Annotated in this window: 17 protein-coding genes; 9 read left to right on the forward strand and 8 right to left on the reverse strand. The window is 68.6% G+C overall.

Annotated features, from left to right (window positions below):
• Window positions 1-60: 60 nt before the first annotated feature.
• The 3 genes from msrA (at window position 61) to AC07S4_RS11410 (ending at window position 4,077) form a co-directional block, all read left to right on the forward strand.
• On the forward strand, window positions 61-603 hold the full coding sequence (gene msrA / locus AC07S4_RS11400) for a peptide-methionine (S)-S-oxide reductase MsrA (RefSeq protein WP_494986757.1): 543 nt from the start codon (window positions 61-63) through the stop codon (window positions 601-603).
• Between the two features lie 64 nt (window positions 604-667).
• A complete protein-coding gene (locus AC07S4_RS11405; RefSeq protein ID WP_494986758.1) occupies window positions 668-1,702 on the forward strand; it encodes an HD-GYP domain-containing protein in 1,035 nt (344 codons plus the stop codon).
• Between the two features lie 17 nt (window positions 1,703-1,719).
• Window positions 1,720-4,077, forward strand: a complete 2,358-nt coding sequence (locus tag AC07S4_RS11410) for a PAS domain-containing hybrid sensor histidine kinase/response regulator (RefSeq protein ID WP_494986759.1) — start codon at window positions 1,720-1,722, stop codon at window positions 4,075-4,077.
• On the opposite strand, the gene AC07S4_RS11415 is transcribed toward AC07S4_RS11410, so the two are convergent.
• On the reverse strand, window positions 4,050-5,264 hold the full coding sequence (locus AC07S4_RS11415) for a class I SAM-dependent methyltransferase (RefSeq protein WP_494986760.1): 1,215 nt from the start codon (window positions 5,262-5,264) through the stop codon (window positions 4,050-4,052). The genes AC07S4_RS11410 and AC07S4_RS11415 overlap by 28 nt on opposite strands.
• A 25-nt stretch (window positions 5,265-5,289) precedes the next feature.
• Window positions 5,290-6,504 carry a pyridoxamine 5'-phosphate oxidase gene (gene pdxH, locus AC07S4_RS11420; RefSeq protein WP_494986761.1) on the reverse strand — a complete coding sequence of 405 codons (1,215 nt, stop codon included), beginning with the start codon at window positions 6,502-6,504 and terminating at the stop codon, window positions 5,290-5,292.
• Between the two features lie 94 nt (window positions 6,505-6,598).
• Here pdxH and tcdA point away from each other — a divergent pair, with 94 nt between their 5' ends.
• Window positions 6,599-7,459, forward strand: a complete 861-nt coding sequence (tcdA, locus tag AC07S4_RS11425) for a tRNA cyclic N6-threonylcarbamoyladenosine(37) synthase TcdA (protein WP_494986762.1) — start codon at window positions 6,599-6,601, stop codon at window positions 7,457-7,459.
• A gap of 11 nt (window positions 7,460-7,470) precedes the next feature.
• Here the strand turns inward: tcdA and thpR are convergent, their stop codons facing one another.
• Window positions 7,471-8,007, reverse strand: a complete 537-nt coding sequence (gene thpR / locus AC07S4_RS11430; RefSeq protein WP_494986763.1) for an RNA 2',3'-cyclic phosphodiesterase — start codon at window positions 8,005-8,007, stop codon at window positions 7,471-7,473.
• Window positions 8,008-8,042: 35 nt separating this feature from the next.
• On the opposite strand from thpR, the gene AC07S4_RS11435 reads away from it, so the two are divergent.
• Together AC07S4_RS11435 and cysK are read left to right on the forward strand one after the other, a co-directional pair.
• Window positions 8,043-8,540 carry an FKBP-type peptidyl-prolyl cis-trans isomerase gene (locus tag AC07S4_RS11435; RefSeq protein WP_494986764.1) on the forward strand — a complete coding sequence of 166 codons (498 nt, stop codon included), beginning with the start codon at window positions 8,043-8,045 and terminating at the stop codon, window positions 8,538-8,540.
• An 85-nt stretch (window positions 8,541-8,625) separates the two neighbouring features.
• The gene (cysK, locus tag AC07S4_RS11440; protein ID WP_494986765.1) at window positions 8,626-9,558 is read left to right on the forward strand and encodes a cysteine synthase A; all 933 of its coding nucleotides are present in this window, start codon (window positions 8,626-8,628) and stop codon (window positions 9,556-9,558) included.
• Between the two features lie 12 nt (window positions 9,559-9,570).
• Here cysK and AC07S4_RS11445 read toward each other — a convergent pair whose 3' ends face one another.
• From AC07S4_RS11445 to AC07S4_RS11460, 4 genes are read right to left on the reverse strand one after another with little or no spacing between them, the layout of a single operon-like run.
• Window positions 9,571-10,602 carry a cation diffusion facilitator family transporter gene (locus AC07S4_RS11445; RefSeq protein ID WP_494986766.1) on the reverse strand — a complete coding sequence of 344 codons (1,032 nt, stop codon included), beginning with the start codon at window positions 10,600-10,602 and terminating at the stop codon, window positions 9,571-9,573.
• 2 nt (window positions 10,603-10,604) lie between these two features.
• A complete protein-coding gene (locus tag AC07S4_RS11450; protein ID WP_494986767.1) occupies window positions 10,605-11,096 on the reverse strand; it encodes a hypothetical protein in 492 nt (163 codons plus the stop codon).
• Window positions 11,097-11,108: 12 nt separating this feature from the next.
• Window positions 11,109-11,837 (reverse strand): P-loop NTPase family protein, encoded by a 729-nt coding sequence (locus tag AC07S4_RS11455; protein WP_494986768.1) that lies wholly within the window; start codon window positions 11,835-11,837, stop codon window positions 11,109-11,111.
• 59 nt (window positions 11,838-11,896) lie between these two features.
• Window positions 11,897-12,394: a CinA family protein gene (locus tag AC07S4_RS11460; RefSeq protein ID WP_494986769.1), complete on the reverse strand. Its 498-nt coding sequence runs from the start codon at window positions 12,392-12,394 to the stop codon at window positions 11,897-11,899.
• Between the two features lie 135 nt (window positions 12,395-12,529).
• On the opposite strand from AC07S4_RS11460, the gene AC07S4_RS11465 reads away from it, so the two are divergent.
• From AC07S4_RS11465 to AC07S4_RS11475, 3 genes are read left to right on the forward strand one after another with little or no spacing between them, the layout of a single operon-like run.
• Window positions 12,530-13,111 carry a TOL_0243 family YfiR-like periplasmic protein gene (locus tag AC07S4_RS11465; RefSeq protein WP_494986770.1) on the forward strand — a complete coding sequence of 194 codons (582 nt, stop codon included), beginning with the start codon at window positions 12,530-12,532 and terminating at the stop codon, window positions 13,109-13,111.
• Window positions 13,108-15,168, forward strand: coding sequence for a sensor histidine kinase, YfiR-like protein-associated (locus AC07S4_RS11470; RefSeq protein ID WP_494986771.1), 2,061 nt, complete (start codon window positions 13,108-13,110; stop codon window positions 15,166-15,168). The genes AC07S4_RS11465 and AC07S4_RS11470 overlap by 4 nt, the downstream gene beginning before the upstream one ends.
• Window positions 15,165-17,744 carry an EAL domain-containing protein gene (locus AC07S4_RS11475; protein WP_494986772.1) on the forward strand — a complete coding sequence of 860 codons (2,580 nt, stop codon included), beginning with the start codon at window positions 15,165-15,167 and terminating at the stop codon, window positions 17,742-17,744. The genes AC07S4_RS11470 and AC07S4_RS11475 overlap by 4 nt, the downstream gene beginning before the upstream one ends.
• A gap of 33 nt (window positions 17,745-17,777) precedes the next feature.
• On the opposite strand, the gene thiL is transcribed toward AC07S4_RS11475, so the two are convergent.
• Complete coding sequence (gene thiL, locus AC07S4_RS11480) at window positions 17,778-18,770, reverse strand: thiamine-phosphate kinase (RefSeq protein ID WP_494986773.1); 993 nt, start codon at window positions 18,768-18,770, stop codon at window positions 17,778-17,780.
• Window positions 18,771-18,781 lie beyond the last annotated feature (11 nt).

Raw genomic sequence — 18,781 nt, forward strand, 5'->3', positions numbered from 1 at the left:
CGCCTGCGCTTTGCGTTACAGTAGCCATCATGACAGCATACTCTGAGCGGGAGGCGCGGTATGACTAGCAATGCGGGGGCGGCTGAAGTGGCCGTGTTCGGCGGCGGCTGCTTCTGGTGCACGGAGGCCGTCTACCTGGAGGTGCGCGGCGTGCACAGCGTGGTGTCCGGCTACACCGGCGGGCAGCAGCCCGACCCCAGTTACGAGCAGGTGTGCACCGGCGCCACCGGCCATGCCGAAGTGGTGCGGCTGGAATTCGATCCGGCCGTGGTCAGCTACCGCGACCTGCTGGAGATATTCTTCACCATCCACGACCCCACCACGCTGAACCGCCAGGGCAACGACGTCGGCACCCAGTACCGCTCGGTGATCTATTACCAGTCGCCGGAGCAGGAGGCCACCGCGCGCCAGGTGATCGCCGAAATGGCGGTGGTGTGGGACGCGCCCATCGTCACTGAACTGTCGCCCGCGCAGCCCTTCTATGCTGCCGAGGCCTATCACCAGCGCTATTTCGAGCAGCACCCCCTGCAGGGCTATTGCGCCTTCGTGGTGGCGCCCAAGGTGGCCAAGTTCCGCAAAACCTACAGCAACAGATTGAAGTAAGCAGGCGCCGCACCCCGCTGTACCCCGCTGTACCCATAACGCATATAACAATAAGTGGCTGCCCATGAAGGTAGTGATCGTTGATGACACCCACATCAACCTGGTGTTGATGTCGCGCCTGATCGGCAAGCTCGAAGGCGTGGAGACCGTCGGTTTCCAGGCCGCGCGGGCGGCGCTGGACTGGTGCAACAGCAATGCCTGGGACCTGCTCATCATCGACTACATGATGCCGGACATGGACGGCCTGGCGCTGATCGCCGCGCTGGCCGACGGCGTGCACGCCGACCCGCGCGAGCGCCCGCCGGTGCTGATGGTGACCGCCAGCACCGACGTCGACGTGCGCCACCGCGCGCTGGAGAACGGCGCCAGCGATTTCCTCATCAAGCCCATCGACAAGGTGGAATTCCTGGCCCGCACGCGCAATATGCTGCAGCTGCGGCGCGCCACCGTGGGCCTGCGCGGCGAGGTGCGCAAGGCCACCGCCGAACTGCGCGCGCGCGAGCAGGAGACCATCATGCTGCTGGCGCGCGCGTCCGAATACCGCGACCCGGAAACCGGCGCCCACATCCTGCGTATGGCGCACTACTCGCGCCTGATCGCGGCCGAACTGGGGCTGTCCGAGCAGCAGCAGGAGGACATCCTGAACGCGGCCCCCATGCACGACGTAGGCAAGGTCGGCACGCCGGACCATATCCTGCTCAAGCCCGGCCGCCTGAACGAGGAGGAGATGGTGGTCATGCGCCAGCACGCGCGCATGGGCTACGACATTCTGAAGGGCAGCCAGGCGCCCATGCTGCAGCTGGCCGCCGAGATCGCGCTGAGCCACCACGAGCGCTGGGACGGCGGCGGCTACCCGAACGGCCACGCCGGCGAGCAGATCCCGCTGGTGGGCCGCATCGTGGCCGTGGCCGACGTGTTCGACGCGCTCACCAGCGTGCGGCCCTACAAGCAGGCCTGGAGCATGGACGCGGCGCGCCAGTACCTGCTGGACAACTGCGGCAGCCATTTCGACGTGCGCTGCGTGCAGGCGCTGCTGGCGCGCTGGGGCGAGGTGCTGGCCATCAGCGCGCGCTACCGCGACGAGGGCACGCCGGCCTGAGGCCGGCCGCGCCGCGCATGCAATCGGCCCGCCTGAAAAAACTGGTGCGGCGCGCGCTCGGCGCGCTGGACGATGCCGAAGTGGAGCACCGGCTGGCGGCCTTGCGCGCCTTGGGCGAAACCACGCTGGCCAACGGCCTGCAGGCGCTGCTGCAGGAGGGCGAGCGCGCCGACCCCGGCCTGGCGCCGCGCCTGCGCGAGGTGGAGCGCGAGCTGGCGTTGGTGCGCGCCGACAATCTGCTGCTGAGCCGGGAGCTGCAGCGCCGCGCGGGCGCGCAGGCGGAAGGCGGCGCGAGCGAAGAGACGGCGCAGCGCCTGGCCGCCATGCTGGCCGACCTGGCGCAGCAGCGCGAGCCGGACGACGACGCGCGCCACCGGCAGGAGCTGACCGAACAAATCCTGGACCAGCTGCCCATTCCCGTGTTCCTGAAGGACCGCGACGGCCACTTCCTGCGCTTTAACAAGCGCTTCGAGGAATTCACGCAGCGCACGCGCGAGGAGATCCTGGGCCGCACCATCGAGCATTTCGCCTCGCCGCGCTGGGCCGAGGCCACGCGCGCCGAGGACGACCTGGCCTGGAGCAGCGGCCGCATGGTGACCAGCGAGCGGCGCCTGATGAGCTTTGACCCGCCGCGCGACGTGCTGGTCAGCCGCAGCGTCATCAACAGCGGCGGGCGCAGCTACATGCTGGGCTACTTCATCGACATCAGCGAACAGCGCGCCGCGCGCGACGCCATGCAGCGCGCGGTGGAATCGGCCGAGGCGGCCAGCCGCGCCAAGAGCGAATTCCTGGCCAATATGAGCCACGAGGTGCGCACGCCCATGAACGGCATCCTGGGCATGACGGAGCTGGTGCTGGAATCGGCGCTCACGCCGGAGCAGCGCGCCGATATCGGCCTGGTGCGGGCCTCGGCGGACGCCTTGCTGGCCATCGTCAACGACATCCTGGACTTCTCCAAGATCGAAGCCGGCAAGCTCGATATCGAGGACGTGCCCTTCGACCTGCGCCAGATGGTGGAGGACAGCGTGCGCGTGATGGGGCTGCGCGCGCGCCAGAAAGGGCTGGCGCTGCACTGCGAGCTGTCGGCGCAGCTGCCGCGCAATGTGAGGGGCGACCCGGGCCGGCTGCGCCAGGTGCTGATCAACCTGATCGGCAACGCCATCAAGTTCACCGCCGAGGGCAGCGTGGCGGTGTCGGTGGCGCTGGGGCGCGAGGACGGCGAGCGCTGCGACATCACCTTTTCGGTGGCGGACACCGGCATCGGCATCCCGCTGGAGAAGCAGAAGCTGATCTTCGAGGCCTTCGCGCAGGTGGACGGCTCCACCACGCGCGAATACGGCGGCACCGGCCTGGGCCTGACCATCTGCCGCCGCCTGGTGATCCTGATGCAGGGCCAGATCGGCGTGCGCAGCGCGGCGGGGCAGGGCAGCGTGTTCAGCTTCACGGTGCCGCTGCGGCATACCGGCCTGGCGCCGGCCGCGCCGCTGCCGCCGCTGTCCAGCCTGCCGCCCGCGCGCGGGCTGGTCATGGCCGAGGGCGATGCCGTTGTCGATGCGCCGCCGCCCGCCGCGCGCGCGGCCGACCTGCGCAGCGGGCGCGACCGCCGCCGCGACCTGGCCGCGGCGGGCCGTCCCGGCTACCCGGCCGAAGGGCGCGACGGCAGCCTGCGCGTGCTGCTGGCGGAGGACAACCCGGTCAACCAGCGCCTGGCGCTGCGCCTGCTCGAAAAGCTGGGCCACCGCGCCACCCTGGTCGACAGCGGCCTGGCCGCGCTGGAATACGCCACCCACGCCAGCTACGACGTGGTGCTGATGGACGTGCAGATGCCCGGCCTGGACGGCCTGTCTGCCACGCGCCATATCCGCATCTGGGAGCAAACCCGGGAGCAAAGCCGGGAGCAAAACGGGGCGCGCGCCCGCCTGCCCATCATCGCCATGACGGCGCGCGCCATGGCGGGCGACCGCGAGCGCTGCCTGGAGGCGGGCGTGGACGCCTATCTGTCCAAGCCCATCAGCCTGGCGCGCCTGCGCGAGGCGCTGGCCAGGTGCGCGCCCGGGCCGGGTGATCAGGTGCTGGACTGGCCGGGCTCGCTGCTGCGGCTGGACGGCGACCAGGACCTGCTGCGCGAGCTGGCGGCGCTGTTTGTGCGCGACGGGCCGCAGCTGTGGCGCGACGTGTTGCGGGCGCTGGCCGCGCGCGACGAGCAAGGCGCGCAGCGCGCGCTGCACAGCCTGAAGGGCGTGCTGGTCAACTTCGGCGCCGCGCGCGCCATCGCCGCCGCCGAGCAGCTGCGCGCCGGCGCGGACGGCGCCGCCGTCGCCGCCATGGAGGCGGCGCTGCAGCAGCTCTACGGCGCGCTGGACGGGTACATATAGCCGCGCGACCAGGGCAGCACGCGCGGATTGCGGCCGGCCTTGCCGCACACGATCTGGTACAGGCTCAGCAAGTCCTGCTCGAAGCCGTACACGCAGCCCGCCAGGTACACATGCCAGATGCGGAAGCGCTTCTCGCCCGCCAGCGTCTTGATGCGCTCGGCGCCGGCCTCGAAATTGTCGGTCCAGATCGAGCAGGTGCGGGCGTAGTGGCGGCGCAGGTTCTCCACGTCGTAGGCCTCCAGGCCGCCCTCCTGCATGGCCTTGAGCACCTGGCCCAGGTGCACCAGCTCGCCGTGCGGGAACACGTATTTGTCGATGAACTCGCCGCCGCCATACGGCGTTTCGCCGTTGTCCGGATCGGTGCCGGTGATGCCGTGGTTCATGGCCACGCCATCCTCCGCCAGCAGGCTGTTGATGGCGCGGAAATACTCCGGCAGGTGCTTCAGGCCGACGTGCTCGAACATGCCCACGCTGGTGATGCGGTCGAACTGGCCGCGCACGTCGCGGTAGTCCTGCAGGCGGATCTCCACCAGCTGCTCCAGCCCGGCCGCGCGCACCCGCTCGCGCGCCAGCTCCAGCTGGTTCTGCGACAGCGTGATGCCGACGCAGCGCGCGCCGTACTGCTGCGCCGCGCGCAGCACCAGCGCGCCCCAGCCGCAGCCGATGTCGAGCAGGGTCTGCCCCGGCTGCAGCCGGATCTTGCGCAGGATGTGGTCTATCTTCTTGGCCTGGGCGCTGGCCAGGTCCTCGTCGCCGCGCTCGAAATAGGCGCAGGAATACACCATGGCCGGGTCCAGGAACTGCTGGTAGAACTCGTTGGACACGTCGTAGTGGTAGCGGATCGCCTCGGCGTCGCGCTTGCGGTCATGCGTGAAATTGCGGGCGATGCGGGCGAAGCGCCCCTGTTCCTTGAGGGTGGAGCGCGCCAGCGCGTTCACCACCGCGATCATGTCGCGCGCCGCGCCGCGCACCTCGATCAGGCCCTCGACATAGGCCGAGCCCAGGTTGGACAGCGACGGCGTGAGCAGGTAGCGCGCCGCCGACGCGCGCGGCAGGCGGATGGTGACGCGCGGCGGTTCGGCCGAAAAATCGAACTGCTGGCCGTTCCACAATTCTATGCGCAGCGGCATGGCGGTCTGGTGCCGCACGCCCGCCATCCAGGCGCTCAGTCGGTTTTGCGCGAACAAGGTAGCCTCCCATGGTCATGAATGATCAGGGCTGCAAGCGCTCCTTCTTCCAGCTGCCGTCCGCTTGCAGCGTAAATACGATGCGGTCATGGAAGCGCGAGCGGCGGCCCTGCCAGAACTCCACCCGCTCCGGCACCAGGCGGTAGCCGCCCCAGTGCGGCGGGCGCTGCGGCTGGCCGCCGCTGGCCGCTTCCACGGCCGCATAGTTCTCTTCCATCTCGGCCCGGCTGGCGATGTGCTCGCTCTGCTGCGAGGCCACCGCCGCCAGCTGGCTCTTCACGGGACGGCTGTAAAAATACGTGTCGCTGTCCTCGGCCGAGGTTTTCTCCACGCGGCCCTCGATGCGCACCTGGCGTTCCAGCTCGCGCCAGAAAAACAGCAGGGCCGCATGCGGGTTCTGCGCTAACTGCCGGCCTTTCTGGCTCTCGTAATTGGTGTACCAGGTGAAGCCGCGCTCGTCATACTGCTTGATCAGCACGATGCGCGAGCTCGGCTTGCCGTCCGCGCCCACGGTGGCCACGCTCATGGCGTTGGCCTCGAATACTTCGGCCTTCATGGCCTCGCCGAACCACTTGGCGAACTGGTCCACCGGGTGGTCCAGCGTGTCGGCCTCGTCCAGGCTGGCGCGCCCGTAATCGAGCCGCAGGTCGGCGATGTCGACCCCGGCCGCCACCGGCGTTGCTGCCGGTGCGGCCGGCGCTGCCGCTGGCGCGATGCCGCGGCGCGCCTGCATGGCGTCGCCCAGTTCCTGCATCTGCGCCGCGCTGAACAGGCGCTTGGCCATGGGCGCGATATGCTGCTCTTCCTGCTCCATATGGGCCGTGTAGTCGGCCACGAACTGCTGCACCGCGTCAGCGGACAGGGCCGTATCTGTCCCTATGGCAATTTTGTCAAGTTGTGATTTGATTATAAGCCAATCCGCATCCATTTGCCGGTGCTGGGCAAGGAGGCGCGGCATCAGTTCCTGCAGCAGGGCCGCGTCGGCCTCCCGCGCCGTGCCGTCCAGCATGGGCAGCAGATTGTGCTCCTCGTCCTCGTGGTGCAGATGGGCCGCGTTGTTGAAATATTTCAGCACCGCGTGCGCCGCCTGGCGCGCCTGGTCGTCGGCGCCGAACTGGGGTAGGTGGGCCAGCAGCTTCTGCAGCGTGGCGAGCTGCTTGCGGATGCGGTCGTGGCAGTGCTTCAGGACGGCGATGGGCTGGCCGAAGTCGGGTGCGGTGTCGATCAGGGAGGCGCTCATGGTGGGCTTGGTCGGGGTGGTCTACAATGTTATCAGTCAGTTCAGACAGTCATTCTAGAATAATCTTTGCCGCCGCGTCCGCTAAAATGGCGGCATGAACCAACTAACTTCCCCCCTAGCCACCGAAGTTGGCACAGACGCCGGCATGGACGTCGACTTCGAGCGCCGCTTCGGCGGCATCGGCCGCTTGTACGGCCAGGCGGCGCTGGAACGCTTCCGCCGGGCGCACGTGTGCGTGATCGGCGTCGGCGGCGTCGGCTCCTGGATCGTCGAAGCGCTGGCGCGCAGCGCGGTCGGCCGCCTGACGCTGATCGACCTGGACAACGTGGCCGAATCGAACATCAACCGCCAGATCCAGGCGCTGGCCTCCACCGTCGGCCAGGCCAAGATCCACGCGCTGGCCGAGCGCATCGCGCTGATCAACCCCTACTGCCAGGTCACGCAGATCGAAGACTTCATCGACGAGGACAATCTGGACCAGATGGTGGGCGCGCAGGGCTACGACTACGTGGTTGACGCCATCGACAGCGCCAAGGCCAAGACCGCGCTGGTGGCCTATTGCCACCGCAACAAGATCCCGCTGATCGTGATCGGCAGCGCCGGCGGCAAGACCGACCCGGCCAAGATCGAAGTGCGCGACCTGTCCAAGACCGAGCAGGAGCCGCTGCTGAAGAAGGTGCGGCGCCGCCTGCGCAGCAACTACGGCTTCCCGCCCGGCATGAAGAACAAGTACAACATCGACGCCGTGTTCTCGATGGAGCCGCTGCAGCTGCCCAACACCGGCGAAGCGTGCTCGATCGACGGCGACGAGCGCGCCGTCACCGGCCTGAACTGCGCCGGCTACGGCTCGGCCGTGGTGGTGACCGCCACCTTCGGCATGGTCGCCGCCGGCCACCTGCTCAACAAGCTCGCCGCCCAGGCCGCCCCCGTCGCCATTCCCGCCGAAGCAGCCTGAGCCGCATTCGCCTAGACCTGTTTTGCGGCAATGGGAACGTAGTCGCCGGCGGGCAGCGATTCGACCAGGGCCACGCTACCGGCGTGCCACAGCACCGGCTCGAAAGCGGCCGGCGGCGGGGCGGTTCTGGCTTCGCGCGCCAGCGTGACGTGGGGCTTGAACTGGCCGTGCGTGGCGGCGGAAAAGCCGGCCGCTTCCAGCTGCGCCATCAGCCCGGCCTGCATCGCCAGCAGCGCGGCAGGGGGATCGGACATGCCGGCCCAGGCTATGCGCGGTTTCTGGAAGTAGCCCAGGCTGTCTATCAGCAGTGGCAGCTCAGGCACGTCCAGCCCGGCCAGGATGTCCAGCAGCGGCGCCAGGGCCGCTGCCGGCTGCTGCCCCAGGAAGGCCAGCGTCAGGTGCAGCTTGGCGGGGGCGATGGCGCGGCCGGGCGCCAGCGGCTGCAGCCGCGCCAGCGCGGCGCGCGTGTCTTCGTCCGGCCACAGCGCGAAAAAAAGCTTGCGCCCGGACGGCTGAATAATTGCATCGGATGGCTGATTTGTTATCATGTGCGTCGCTTGAAACCTCAACGAAAGAATACATCATGACCCGTAGTTCCGTTTTGTTCGCATTCCTGTTCGCCGCCGCGGCATCGATGGCGCAGGCTGCCGGCCAGGCACCCGCCGCCGCTCCGGCAGCCGCTCCCGCCGCCGCACCGGAGGCGCCGGTGGTGGTGGGTTCGGCCCAGCCCGGCCCGGCCGCCGATGCCCTGATCATCAACGACGTCAAGGTGGGCGGCGGCAAGGAAGCCGCAGCCGGCAACATCGTGCGCGTCAACTACACCGGCTGGCTGTACCGCCCGCTGGCCAAGAACCAGCGCGGCAAGAAGTTCGACAGCTCCATCGGCCGCGAGCCGCTCGAGTTCACGCTGGGCAAAGGCCAGGTCATCAAGGGCTGGGACCAGGGCGTGCAGGGCATGAAGGTGGGCGGCAAGCGCGTGCTGATCATCCCGGCGGACCTGGCCTACGGCCCGCGTTCGGCCGGCGAGATCCCGCCGAATTCGGCGCTGACCTTTGAAGTGGAACTGCTGGACGTGAAATAATGCGCGGCAGGCCGTGCGCCCCTATGGCGCGCGGCTGGTAGTGGGCGTAGACTGAAGCTCCGAGCCACGAGAGCGGAGCTACGCCATGAATATTGCCAACGATGTGACTGAACTCATCGGCAACACGCCGCTGGTTCGCATCAACCGGATGGCCGCCGGCGCGCCGGCCCAGATCCTTGCCAAGCTGGAGTTCTACAGCCCCGCGCACAGCGTGAAAGACCGCATCGGCCTGGCCATGATACAGGCCGCCGAGGCCGCCGGGCTGATACGCCCCGACACCATCATCCTCGAGCCCACCAGCGGCAACACCGGCATTGCGCTGGCCATGGTGTGCGCCGCGCGCGGCTACCGCTGCGCGCTCACCATGCCCGACACCATGAGCCGCGAGCGCCGCATGCTGCTGCGCGCCTACGGCGCCGAGCTGATACTCACGCCCGGCAGCGAGGGCATGCTGGGCGCCATCCGCCGCGCCGAACAGATGGCCGAGGCGGACCCGCGCTACCTGATCCTGCAGCAGTTCAACAACCCCGCCAATCCGGACGTGCACCGCCGCACCACCGCCGAGGAGATCTGGCGCGACACCGACGGCCGCGCCGACATCCTGGTGGCCGGCGTGGGCACCGGCGGCACCATCACCGGCGTGAGCGAGGTGCTGCGGGCGCGCAAGCCGTCCTTCCAGTGCATCGCGGTGGAGCCGGAGGCGTCGCCCGTGCTGTCGGGCGGGGCCAAGGGGCCGCATCCCATCCAGGGCATAGGCGCGGGCTTCGTGCCGGCCGTGCTGAACACGCAGGCCTACCAGGAGGTGATACGGGTGGCCAACGAGGACGCCTTCGCCACCGCGCGCACGGCGGCGTCGCAGGAGGGCTTGATGGTGGGGATTTCTTCCGGCGCCGCGCTGTGGGCGGCGATCCAGGTGGCGCGCCGGCCCGAGAACGCGGGCAAGCTGATCGTCACCATCATCCCCTCGTTCGGCGAGCGCTACCTGAGCACGGCGCTGTTCTCGGGGCTGGCGGACTAGGACGGCGCCGTTTCAGGGCGCCTTCAGGCAGCAGGCGTGGTCGGTGGTGCCCATTTCCACTTGCAGCGTGCAGTGGTGCACCGAGAAGTCGGCCTTCAGGCGCGCGGCGATGTCGTCCAGCGCCTCGTCGCCGGGATGGCCGCCGGGCATGACCAGGTGGGCGGTGAGCGCCGTTTCGGTGGTGCTCATGGCCCAGATGTGCAGGTCGTGCACCTCGTTCACGCCGGGGCGGGCGCGCAGGAAGCGCTCCACTTCGGGCGCGTTCACCGAGTCCGGCACGGCGGCCAGCACCAGCTTCAGTGCCTCGCGCAGCAGCGCCCAGGTGCTCACCAGGATAATCACCACGATGGCGATGCTGACCAGCGGGTCCAGCCAGGTCCAGCCGGTCCACATCACGGCCAGGCCGGCCAGCAGCACGCCCAGCGAGATGGCGGCGTCGGCCGCCAGGTGCAGGTAGGCGCCGCGGATGTTGATGTCGTCCTTGGCGCCGGCCATGAACAGCCAGGCCGAGAAGCCGTTGACGGCGATGCCCACCGCCGCCACCACCGATACCGTCAGGCCGTGCACCGGCGTGGGGTTCATCAGCTGCTGCACGGCTTCCCAGGCGATGGCGCCGCAGGCGGCCATCAGCAGCAGGGAGTTGAACAGCGCGGCCAGCATGGAGCTGCTGCGCAGGCCGTAGGTGTAGTGCTGGTTGGGCGCGCGCTTGGCCAGGATGGCCGCGCCCCAGGCCAGCATCAGGCCCAGCACGTCGGACAGGTTGTGGCCGGCGTCGGCCATCAGCGCGGTGGAGTTGGCCAGGAAGCCGTAGCCGAATTCGATGGCCACGAACACCGTGTTGAGCGCGATGGCGATGGCGAAGGCGCGGCCCTGGCTGTTCGGGTCGCCGTGGTGGTGGTGATGGCCGCCGTGGCCGTGGCTGTGGTCGTGCCCATGGCCGTGCCCGTGGCTGTGGCCCTCGCCGTGATCATGATCATGATTGTGGCCGTGCGCTGGCGCGTGCTTGTGCTGGCCGCTGTGGCCGTGGTCGTGGTCGTGTGGCATGGTTACTTTTGCAGTTCGGCCTGGATCTGGTCGCGGGCTTTTGCGTCCAGCTTGCTAATGGCGCGGGTGAGTTTTTCGGCCTGGACGAGGGCGGCGCTTTGCTCTGGCGTGAGCGCCGGCGGGGCTGCGGCGGGCTTGCTGAACAGCGCTTGCATGCCGCACACCAGCAAGGCGGTCAGCAGGCTGATGCCGGCCGCCGCGGCCAGCAGGCGCTGTTCGCGCGGCGTCACCAGCGGGGACTGGGTGGCGATGGGTTTGACCGGGGCCGCCGGGGCGGGCTCGTAGGCCGCCGCCCTGGCCGGCGGCAGGCCGCCCGCCGCGCGCACCTGCTCGGCCAGTTCCAGCGAGGCCGCGTCGATGCGCGCGATATGGCGCTCGACCGACTCGGCCAGCACCGCCTCGTTCAGCGCCACCAGCGCGAAGATGGGGTCGTCGATGTCGACCTTGACGCCGGTCTTTTCAAATACGAGGCTGCGCAGCTTGTGCTGGTCCATGGCGCGCTCCTCTTACCAGCTGACTTTGTCGAGCTGCTCGAACAGGTCGCGGAACACCACCTTGATGCGCTGCTTTTCCATCACGTTGAACTTGTCGCTGGCTTTCACTTCCTCGGCCGTCAGGCGCGCCGTGTTCATCTTCTTGATGTCGGCGCCGAAGGTGTCGGCGTTGCGCTGCGAGAGCACCACCCGGCCCACCACGCGCGCGGCGTTGTCGGCATAGGTCTGCGATTCGATGAAGGACTTGCCGGAGGCCGATACCAGCTGGCCGAAGTGCTCGTTCTCCCACAGCACCAGCGGCACCGAGGTCGATTTGGCGGTCGACAAGAAGCCCATGGCGGTGTCGTGCAGGGTGTCGCCGCCGCCGACGATGGTGTGGATGTAGACCTTGCGGCCCGATTCCTGCAGCAGCGAGAAGCAGTCGTTTTCGATCAGGTAGGCCACCAGCGGCGAGAAGGTGTTGGCGCCGTTGTCGATCACGCAGTTGCCGTCTTCCTCCAGGATGTCTATCATCAGCGCGTCGAAACGCTTGGGGTCTATGGTGCGCGCGTCCGTCATCACCGGCACGTGCTTCACGTCCATCGCCTTGTAGCGCGAGAAGGTGGCGTTCTCCTGGTCGGTGTCGTAGCAGCGCAGCGGCGTTTCGTCCTTGGCCGCCAGCCATTGCGCCAAGATTGTGGAGACCAGCGTCTTGCCGATGCCGCCTTTGCCCTGAAGGATGAAATGTACCGTGTTCTGCATGGAGTTCTCGTGTGAAGTGCTCTTGATTGCGCGTGATTAGTCGGCCAGCCCGGCTCGCACTATACCAAAAAGTGCAGCAGCCCTTGCAGCGAATGCGCCACGGCCTGTTCGCGCACGGCGCGCCGGTCGCCGCCGAATACCAGCCGTTCGGTGCGCGTGCCGCCCGGTCCGGCCCAGCCGAAGCACACCGTGCCGACCGGCTTGCCGGGCACCGCGCCGCCCGGCCCGGCGATGCCTGTCGTGGACAGCGCCACGTGCGCGCCGCTGTGCGCCACCGCGCCGGACGCCATCGCCGCCGCCACTTCCTCGCTGACGGCGCCGTGCTGCGCGATCAGCTCGGCCGGCACGCCCAGCAGCTCGCTCTTGGCCTCGTTGGAGTAGGTGACGAAGCCGCGCTCGAACCAGCCGCTGGAGCCGGCGATGTCCGTCACCGCCTGCGCCGCGCCGCCGCCGGTGCACGATTCGGCCGTGGCCAGCAGCAGGCCCTTGCTGTGCAGGACACGGCCCACCTCGGCCGCCAAGCGCTCGAGCGCGTCCTTGTCCAGTGTCTCTCCCATTGCATCTTCCCTATCCGGTTTGCGAGAACACATTCTAGCCCGCCGCGTCTTGCGCAAGGTCAAAAAAACCTGCTCAGCAATGCCAAAAATGCGTACACTCGTTTGGCCTGTGCCTTTACCGACGAGAGGGGAGACATGCAGTTTGCAAGCCTGCCACGCCTGCTGCCGCAACTGTTTTTCGTGCTGCTGATACTGGCGGCCCATCTGCGCATGCAGGCCCAAGCGCAGTCCGGCACGGCGGACCCCGGCCTGGAGCGGCAGGTGAAGGCCGCCTACCTGGTCAAGTTCGCCGCTTTTGTGGAATGGCCCGACGGCAGTTTTGTGCGCCCGGACAGCCCGCTGCTGATCGGCGTCATGGGCGCGGACGCGCTGGCCGAGCAGCTCGAGCGCAGCGTGGCCGGCCACAGCGCCAACGGCCACCCGCTGCAGGTGAAACGGCTGAAGAAGGGCGAGCCGGCCGGCCAGCTGCATATGCTGTTCGTCGGCGCGCTCGACAAGGCCAGCCTGCAGGACGTGCTGGCCGCCAGCCGCAGCCAGCCCCTGCTCACCGTGTCCGACAGCGAGGAGGCGCACGCCATGGGCAGCATCGTCAATTTCCTGCTGGCCGACGAGCGGCTGCGCTTCGAGGTGGCGCTCAAGCCGGCCGCCGCCGCCCGCATCCGCATCAGCGCGCGCATGCTGTCGGCCGCCTACCGCGTGGCGCCGGGGGCCATATGAGCAAGCCGCCCATCATCCGCATGCGCTCCCTGCGCGGCAAGCTGCTCGGCGTGGTCATGCTCACCACGCTGGTGGCGCTGCTGGTGTCGCTGGCCATGATCGTGGCCTACGATTTGCGGGCCTACCACCAGAGCGTGAGCGGCGACATGAGCACGCAGTCCGAACTGATCGGCCATATGAGCAGCGCCGCGCTGGCCTTTGACGACAAGGCGCTGGCCAAGCAGACCCTGTCGCTGCTGCGGCTGCGGCCCAAGGTGAACGCCGGCGCCATCTACAACGCCAGGGGCAAGCTATTCGCCAGCTATGTGGCGCCGGGCCAGGACGTGCATTTCCCGCAGCAGGCCGAGAGCGAGGGCATGCGCTTCGAGAACGGCAAGCTCACGCTGTTCAAGCCCATCGTCGACAACGGCGAGCTGCTCGGCTCCGTCTACCTGCGCGCCGAGTACGAGATGCTGGGGCGCGGCGTGGACTACGGCGTGATCGCGCTGCTGGTGATGCTGCCGGCCATGGGCATCGCCTACCTGATCATGCGCCGCGCCGACTACATCATCACCCGCCCCATCCTCGATATCCGCGACGTGGCGCGCGACGTGGTGCAGACCGGCGACTATTCGCGCCGCGCCGCCCGCACCAGCGAGGACGAGGTGGCGCAGCTGGTGGAGTCCTTCAACTCCATGCTGAGCGAGGTGGAGACCCGGCAGCGCGCGCTGGCGCAGTCGAACGGCGAGCTGGCGCGCGAGGCCGAGCAGCGCGCCCAGGCGCAGCAGGAGGTGATGCGCCTGAACCAGGAACTGGAGCAGCGCGTGCACGAGCGCACCTTGCAGCTGGAGGCCACCAACGGCGAGCTGGCCATGGCCATGGAGGAGGCCAAGAGCGCCAACCAGGCCAAGTCGGCCTTCCTGTCGTCCATGAGCCACGAGCTGCGCACGCCGCTCAACGCCATCCTTGGTTTCGCGCAGATACTCACCTCGGACAAGCTGCCCTCCACGCTGCCGCAGAAGAAGGAGTTCGCCAATCACATCCTGAAATCCGGCCGCCACCTGCTCACGCTGATCAACGAGATACTGGACCTGGCCAAGATCGAGTCCGGCGCGGTGGCGCTGTCGATGGAGCCGGTGGCGCTGCAGGAGATCCTGCAGGAGGTGCAGAGCATGACCGAGCCGCTGGCGGCCGCGCGCGGCATCCGCATGCTGTTCCCGAACGCCTGCGCGCTCAGCGTGGACGCCGACCGCACCCGCCTCAAGCAGGTGCTGCTCAACCTGCTGTCCAACGCCATCAAATACAACCGCGAGGGCGGCGCGGTGGTGGTGGACTGCAGCAGCAGCGCGCCGGGCCTGCTGCGCCTGTCGGTGCAGGACACCGGCACCGGCCTCAAAGCCGAGCAGGTGGCCATGCTGTTCCAGCCCTTCAACCGCCTGGGCCAGGAGAGCGGGCCGGAGGAGGGCACCGGCATCGGCCTGGTGGTGACCAAGCGCCTGGTGGAGCTGATGGGCGGCGTGATCGGCGCCTCCAGCAGCCAGGGCGTGGGCAGCCTGTTCTGGATCGAGCTGCGCGCCATCGACCCGCTGCCCTCGCTGGCCGGCAGCGAGGCGGCGCGCGCGCTGGGCGCGCCGGGCCGCGAGCGCGGCCCGGAAGCCCCGGCTTCCATCCTGTACGTGGAGGACAATCCGGCCAATTTGAAGCTGGTGGAGGAAATCATCAGCTTCCGGCCCGATCTGAGCCTGCTGCCGGCGCCGGACGCCCATCTCGGCATCGAGCTGGCGCGCGTGCACCAGCCGGACATCATCCTGATGGACATCAACCTGCCCGGCATGAGCGGCCTGGAGGCCATGCGCGTGCTGCGCAGCGACAGCCGCACGCAGCACATTCCGGTGATCGCCCTGACCGCCAACGCCATGCCGCGCGACATAGAAAAAGGAGTTGCGGCAGGATTCTTCCGTTACCTCATCAAGCCGATCAATATAGATGAATTCGGGGAAGCCATCAGCAGCACGCTGGCCCATATTGCAGAACGCGCCGAGCTCAAAGCGGGCCGCGCCAGCAAGGAAACGTCATGATTACCCAGGCCGACATCCTTAACGCGAAGATCCTGATCGTGGACGACCAGGCGGTCAATGTGCAGCTGCTGGAGTATCTGCTCACCACCACCGGCTACCAGGCCGTCAGCTCCACCACCGACCCGCGCGTGGTGGCGCCCTGGCACGAGCAGCACAACTACGACCTGATCATCCTGGACCTGCACATGCCCGGCATGAGCGGCTTCGACGTGATGAACGCGCTCAAGCCGCTGGAGGCGGACGCCTACCTGCCGGTGCTGGTGGTGACCGCGCAGCCGGACCACAAGCTGGCCGCGCTGGAGGCCGGCGCGCGCGACTTCGTCAGCAAGCCCTTCGACCCGGTGGAGGTGCTGACCCGCATCCGCAACATGCTGGAAGTGCGGCTGATGCACCGCGAGTCGAAGAACTACAGCGCGCTGCTGGAGCAGACCGTGCGCGAGCGCACCGCCGAGCTGCAGCGCTTCCGCAGCGCCATGGACGCCACCGCCGACGCCATCTTCCTGATCGACGTGGCCACGCTGGCGCTGGTGGACGTGAACGACGGCGCCTGCCGCATGCTGGGCTACGAGCGCGCGCCGCTGCTGGCGCTGGAGCCCGAGCGCATCGGCCTGGGCCAGCGCGCCGAGCTGCAGGCGCACTGCCGCGCCGTGCTGGCCGCCACCGTGCGCACGCCCGAGCTGCTGGAGACCGAACTGACCCGGCAGGACCTGGCGGCGGTGCCGGTGGAGCTGTACTGGCAGCTGCAGCAGGGCAGCGAGCAGCCCACGCTGATCTGCGTGGCGCGCGACATCAGCGAGCGCCGCCAGGCGCAGGAGCGCCTGCTGCACATGGCGCACTACGACAGCCTGACCGGCCTGCCCAACCGCACCCTGTTCTTCCAGACGCTGGCCGAATCGATCGAGCTGGCGCAGGACAAGGAGTGGCGCATCGTGGTGCTGTTCATTGCGCTGGACCGTTTCAAGAACGTCAACGACTCGCTCGGCGCGGCGGCCGGCGACGAGCTGCTGCGCCAGTTCAGCAGCCGGCTGGTGCAGTGCGTGCGCATCCGCGACACCGTGGGCCGCCTGGGCGGCGACGAGTTCGCGCTGATCCTGACTATGACGCGCAACCAGCAGGACGCCGTGCTGGTGGCCAACGAGGTGCGCGAGGCGCTGCGCGCGCCGTTCGACCTGGACGGCCACCCGGCCGCGCTGACGGCGTCCATCGGCATCGCCATGTATCCGGACGACGCCACCGAGCCCGAAACGCTGATCAAGTACGCCGACACCGCCATGGAGCGCGCCAAGCAGGCCGGCCGCGACGGCTACCGCTTCTTCACCGCCGGCATGAACGTGCAGGTGCTGGCGCGGCTGGACCTGGAGCTGGCGCTGCGCCGCGCGCTGGACGAGAACGAGCTGCTGCTGTACTACCAGCCCAAGGTGAACCTGACCACGGGCCGCATCAGCGGCGCCGAGGCGCTGCTGCGCTGGCAGCGGCCCAATTACGGCCTGGTGTTCCCGGCCGAATTCGTGCCGGTGCTGGAGGACACGGGGCTGATCGTGCGGGTGGGCGCCTGGATCATCGACACGGCCTGCCGCCAGATCGCGGCCTGGGCGCGCTCCATGGTGGGGCCGGTGACGGTGGCGGTGAACGTGTCGAGCCGCCAGTTCGTGGAGGGCGACCTGGAAGGGGAGGTGCGGGCCGCGCTGGCGCGCCACAAGGTGCCGCCCGAGCTGCTGGAGCTGGAGCTGACCGAGACCGCGCTGATGTCCAACGCCGAGCGCACCATCGGGGTGCTGGAACGGCTCAAGGAGCTGGGCGTCAAGTGCTCGATCGACGACTTCGGCACCGGCTATTCCTCGCTGGCCTATCTGCAGCGCTTCCCGATCGACAAGCTGAAGATCGACATCGCCTTCGTGCGCGACATCACGACCAACCCGAACGACGCGGCCATCGCGCTGGCCATCATCAGCATGGCGCACAGCTTGAAGCTGCGGGTGATCGCCGAGGGCGTGGAGACGCGGCCGCAGCTGGAATACCTGCGGCGCAACCGCTGCGACGAGATCCAGGGCTATTTCTTCAGCCGTCCCTTGCCGGCCGACGAGATGGGGCAGCTGGTGGAAGGCGGGCGCAGCCTGCCGCCGGACCCGAACCAGGCCGCCGAGCCGCCGCAGACGCTGCTGATAGTGGATGACGACGTGAATGTGCTGTCGTCGCTGCACCGGCTGTTCCGGCGCGACGGCTACCGCATATTGACGGCGGCTTCGCCGGCTGAAGGTTTCGAACTCCTTGCGCTGTATCCGGTGCAGGTGATCGTGTGCGACCAGCGCATGCCCATCATGAGCGGCACGGAGTTCCTGAGCAAGGTGAAGGAGATGTATCCGGATACCATACGGATTATTTTGTCCGGATATACCGGGCTGGAGGCGGTGCTCGATTCGATCAACCGGGGCGCGATTTACCGCTTCTACACCAAGCCGTGGGACGACACCCAGCTGCGCGACAATATCCGCCTGGCCTTCCACCATTATTGGCTGATGCACGGCACCGGGCGCCGCGTGGGCGATCCGGGCGAGGACCATACGTCGCTGGCCTGATTTGGCGGGTTAGGCGGAGCCGTAACCCGCCATCTATGCGCCGCCGAAGTGGTCGAAGCCCTGCACCGCGAGCGTGAGCGGCACGCCCTGCGCGTCCACCAGGCGCAGGCCCGGCTCGGCCTCGATGCGTCCCACGCGCGTGACCGCCGTGCCGCTTTGCGCGCCGGCCGCCAGCACCGCCTCGCGCCGGGATGCCGGCGCCGTAAAGCACAGCTCATAATCATCCCCGCCCGCCGCCGCGTAGGCGCGCCGCCACGCCTGCGCGCAGCGGGACAGCACCGGCCCTGCGGGCAGCGCGTCCACGTCCAGCGTGGCGCCCGCTTTGGACAGCTTGAGGATATGCCCGATATCCCCCACCAGGCCGTCCGAAATATCAATCGCCGCGTGCGCGATGCGCTGCTGCGCCAGCAATCGGCCCAGCGCCACGCGCGGCGTGGGCGCATGCAGGCGCGCCGCCGCCGCCGCGAAATCCGCCGCGCCCTCCGCGCGCGTCAGCGCCTCGCCGGCCCCCGGCTCGCGCAGGCAGGCCGCCAGCGCCAAACGCGCGTCGCCCAGCGTGCCGGAAATCCAGATGTCGTCGCCCGGCAGCGCCGCGTCGCGCCGCAGCGCTTCGCCCGGCGCCAGTTCGCCGAAAACGGTGATGCAGATGTTGAGCGGCCCCTTGGTCGTGTCGCCGCCTATCAGTTCGCAGCCGTGCGCGTCGGCCAGCGCGAACAGGCCGGCGGAAAACGCCGCCAGCCAGGCCCGTTCGGCCGAGGGCAGCGCCAGCGCCAGGGTAAAGCCCACCGGACGCGCGCCCATGGCCGCGAGATCCGACAGGTTGACCGCCAGGCTTTTATGGCCCAGCAGGCGCGGATCGGCCCCGGCGAAGAAGTGGCGGCCTTCCACCAGCATGTCGGAGGAAATGGCGGTTTGCATGCCGGCGCCGGGCGTGAGCAGGGCGCAGTCGTCGCCTATGCCCAGCGTGGCGCGGACGGGACGGGGGCGGTTGAAGTATTCTGCGATGAGGTCGAATTCGGAGAGCATGCCGCCATTGT

The sequence above is a fragment of the Pseudoduganella sp. GW821-FHT05F09 genome, assembly GCF_059419605.1.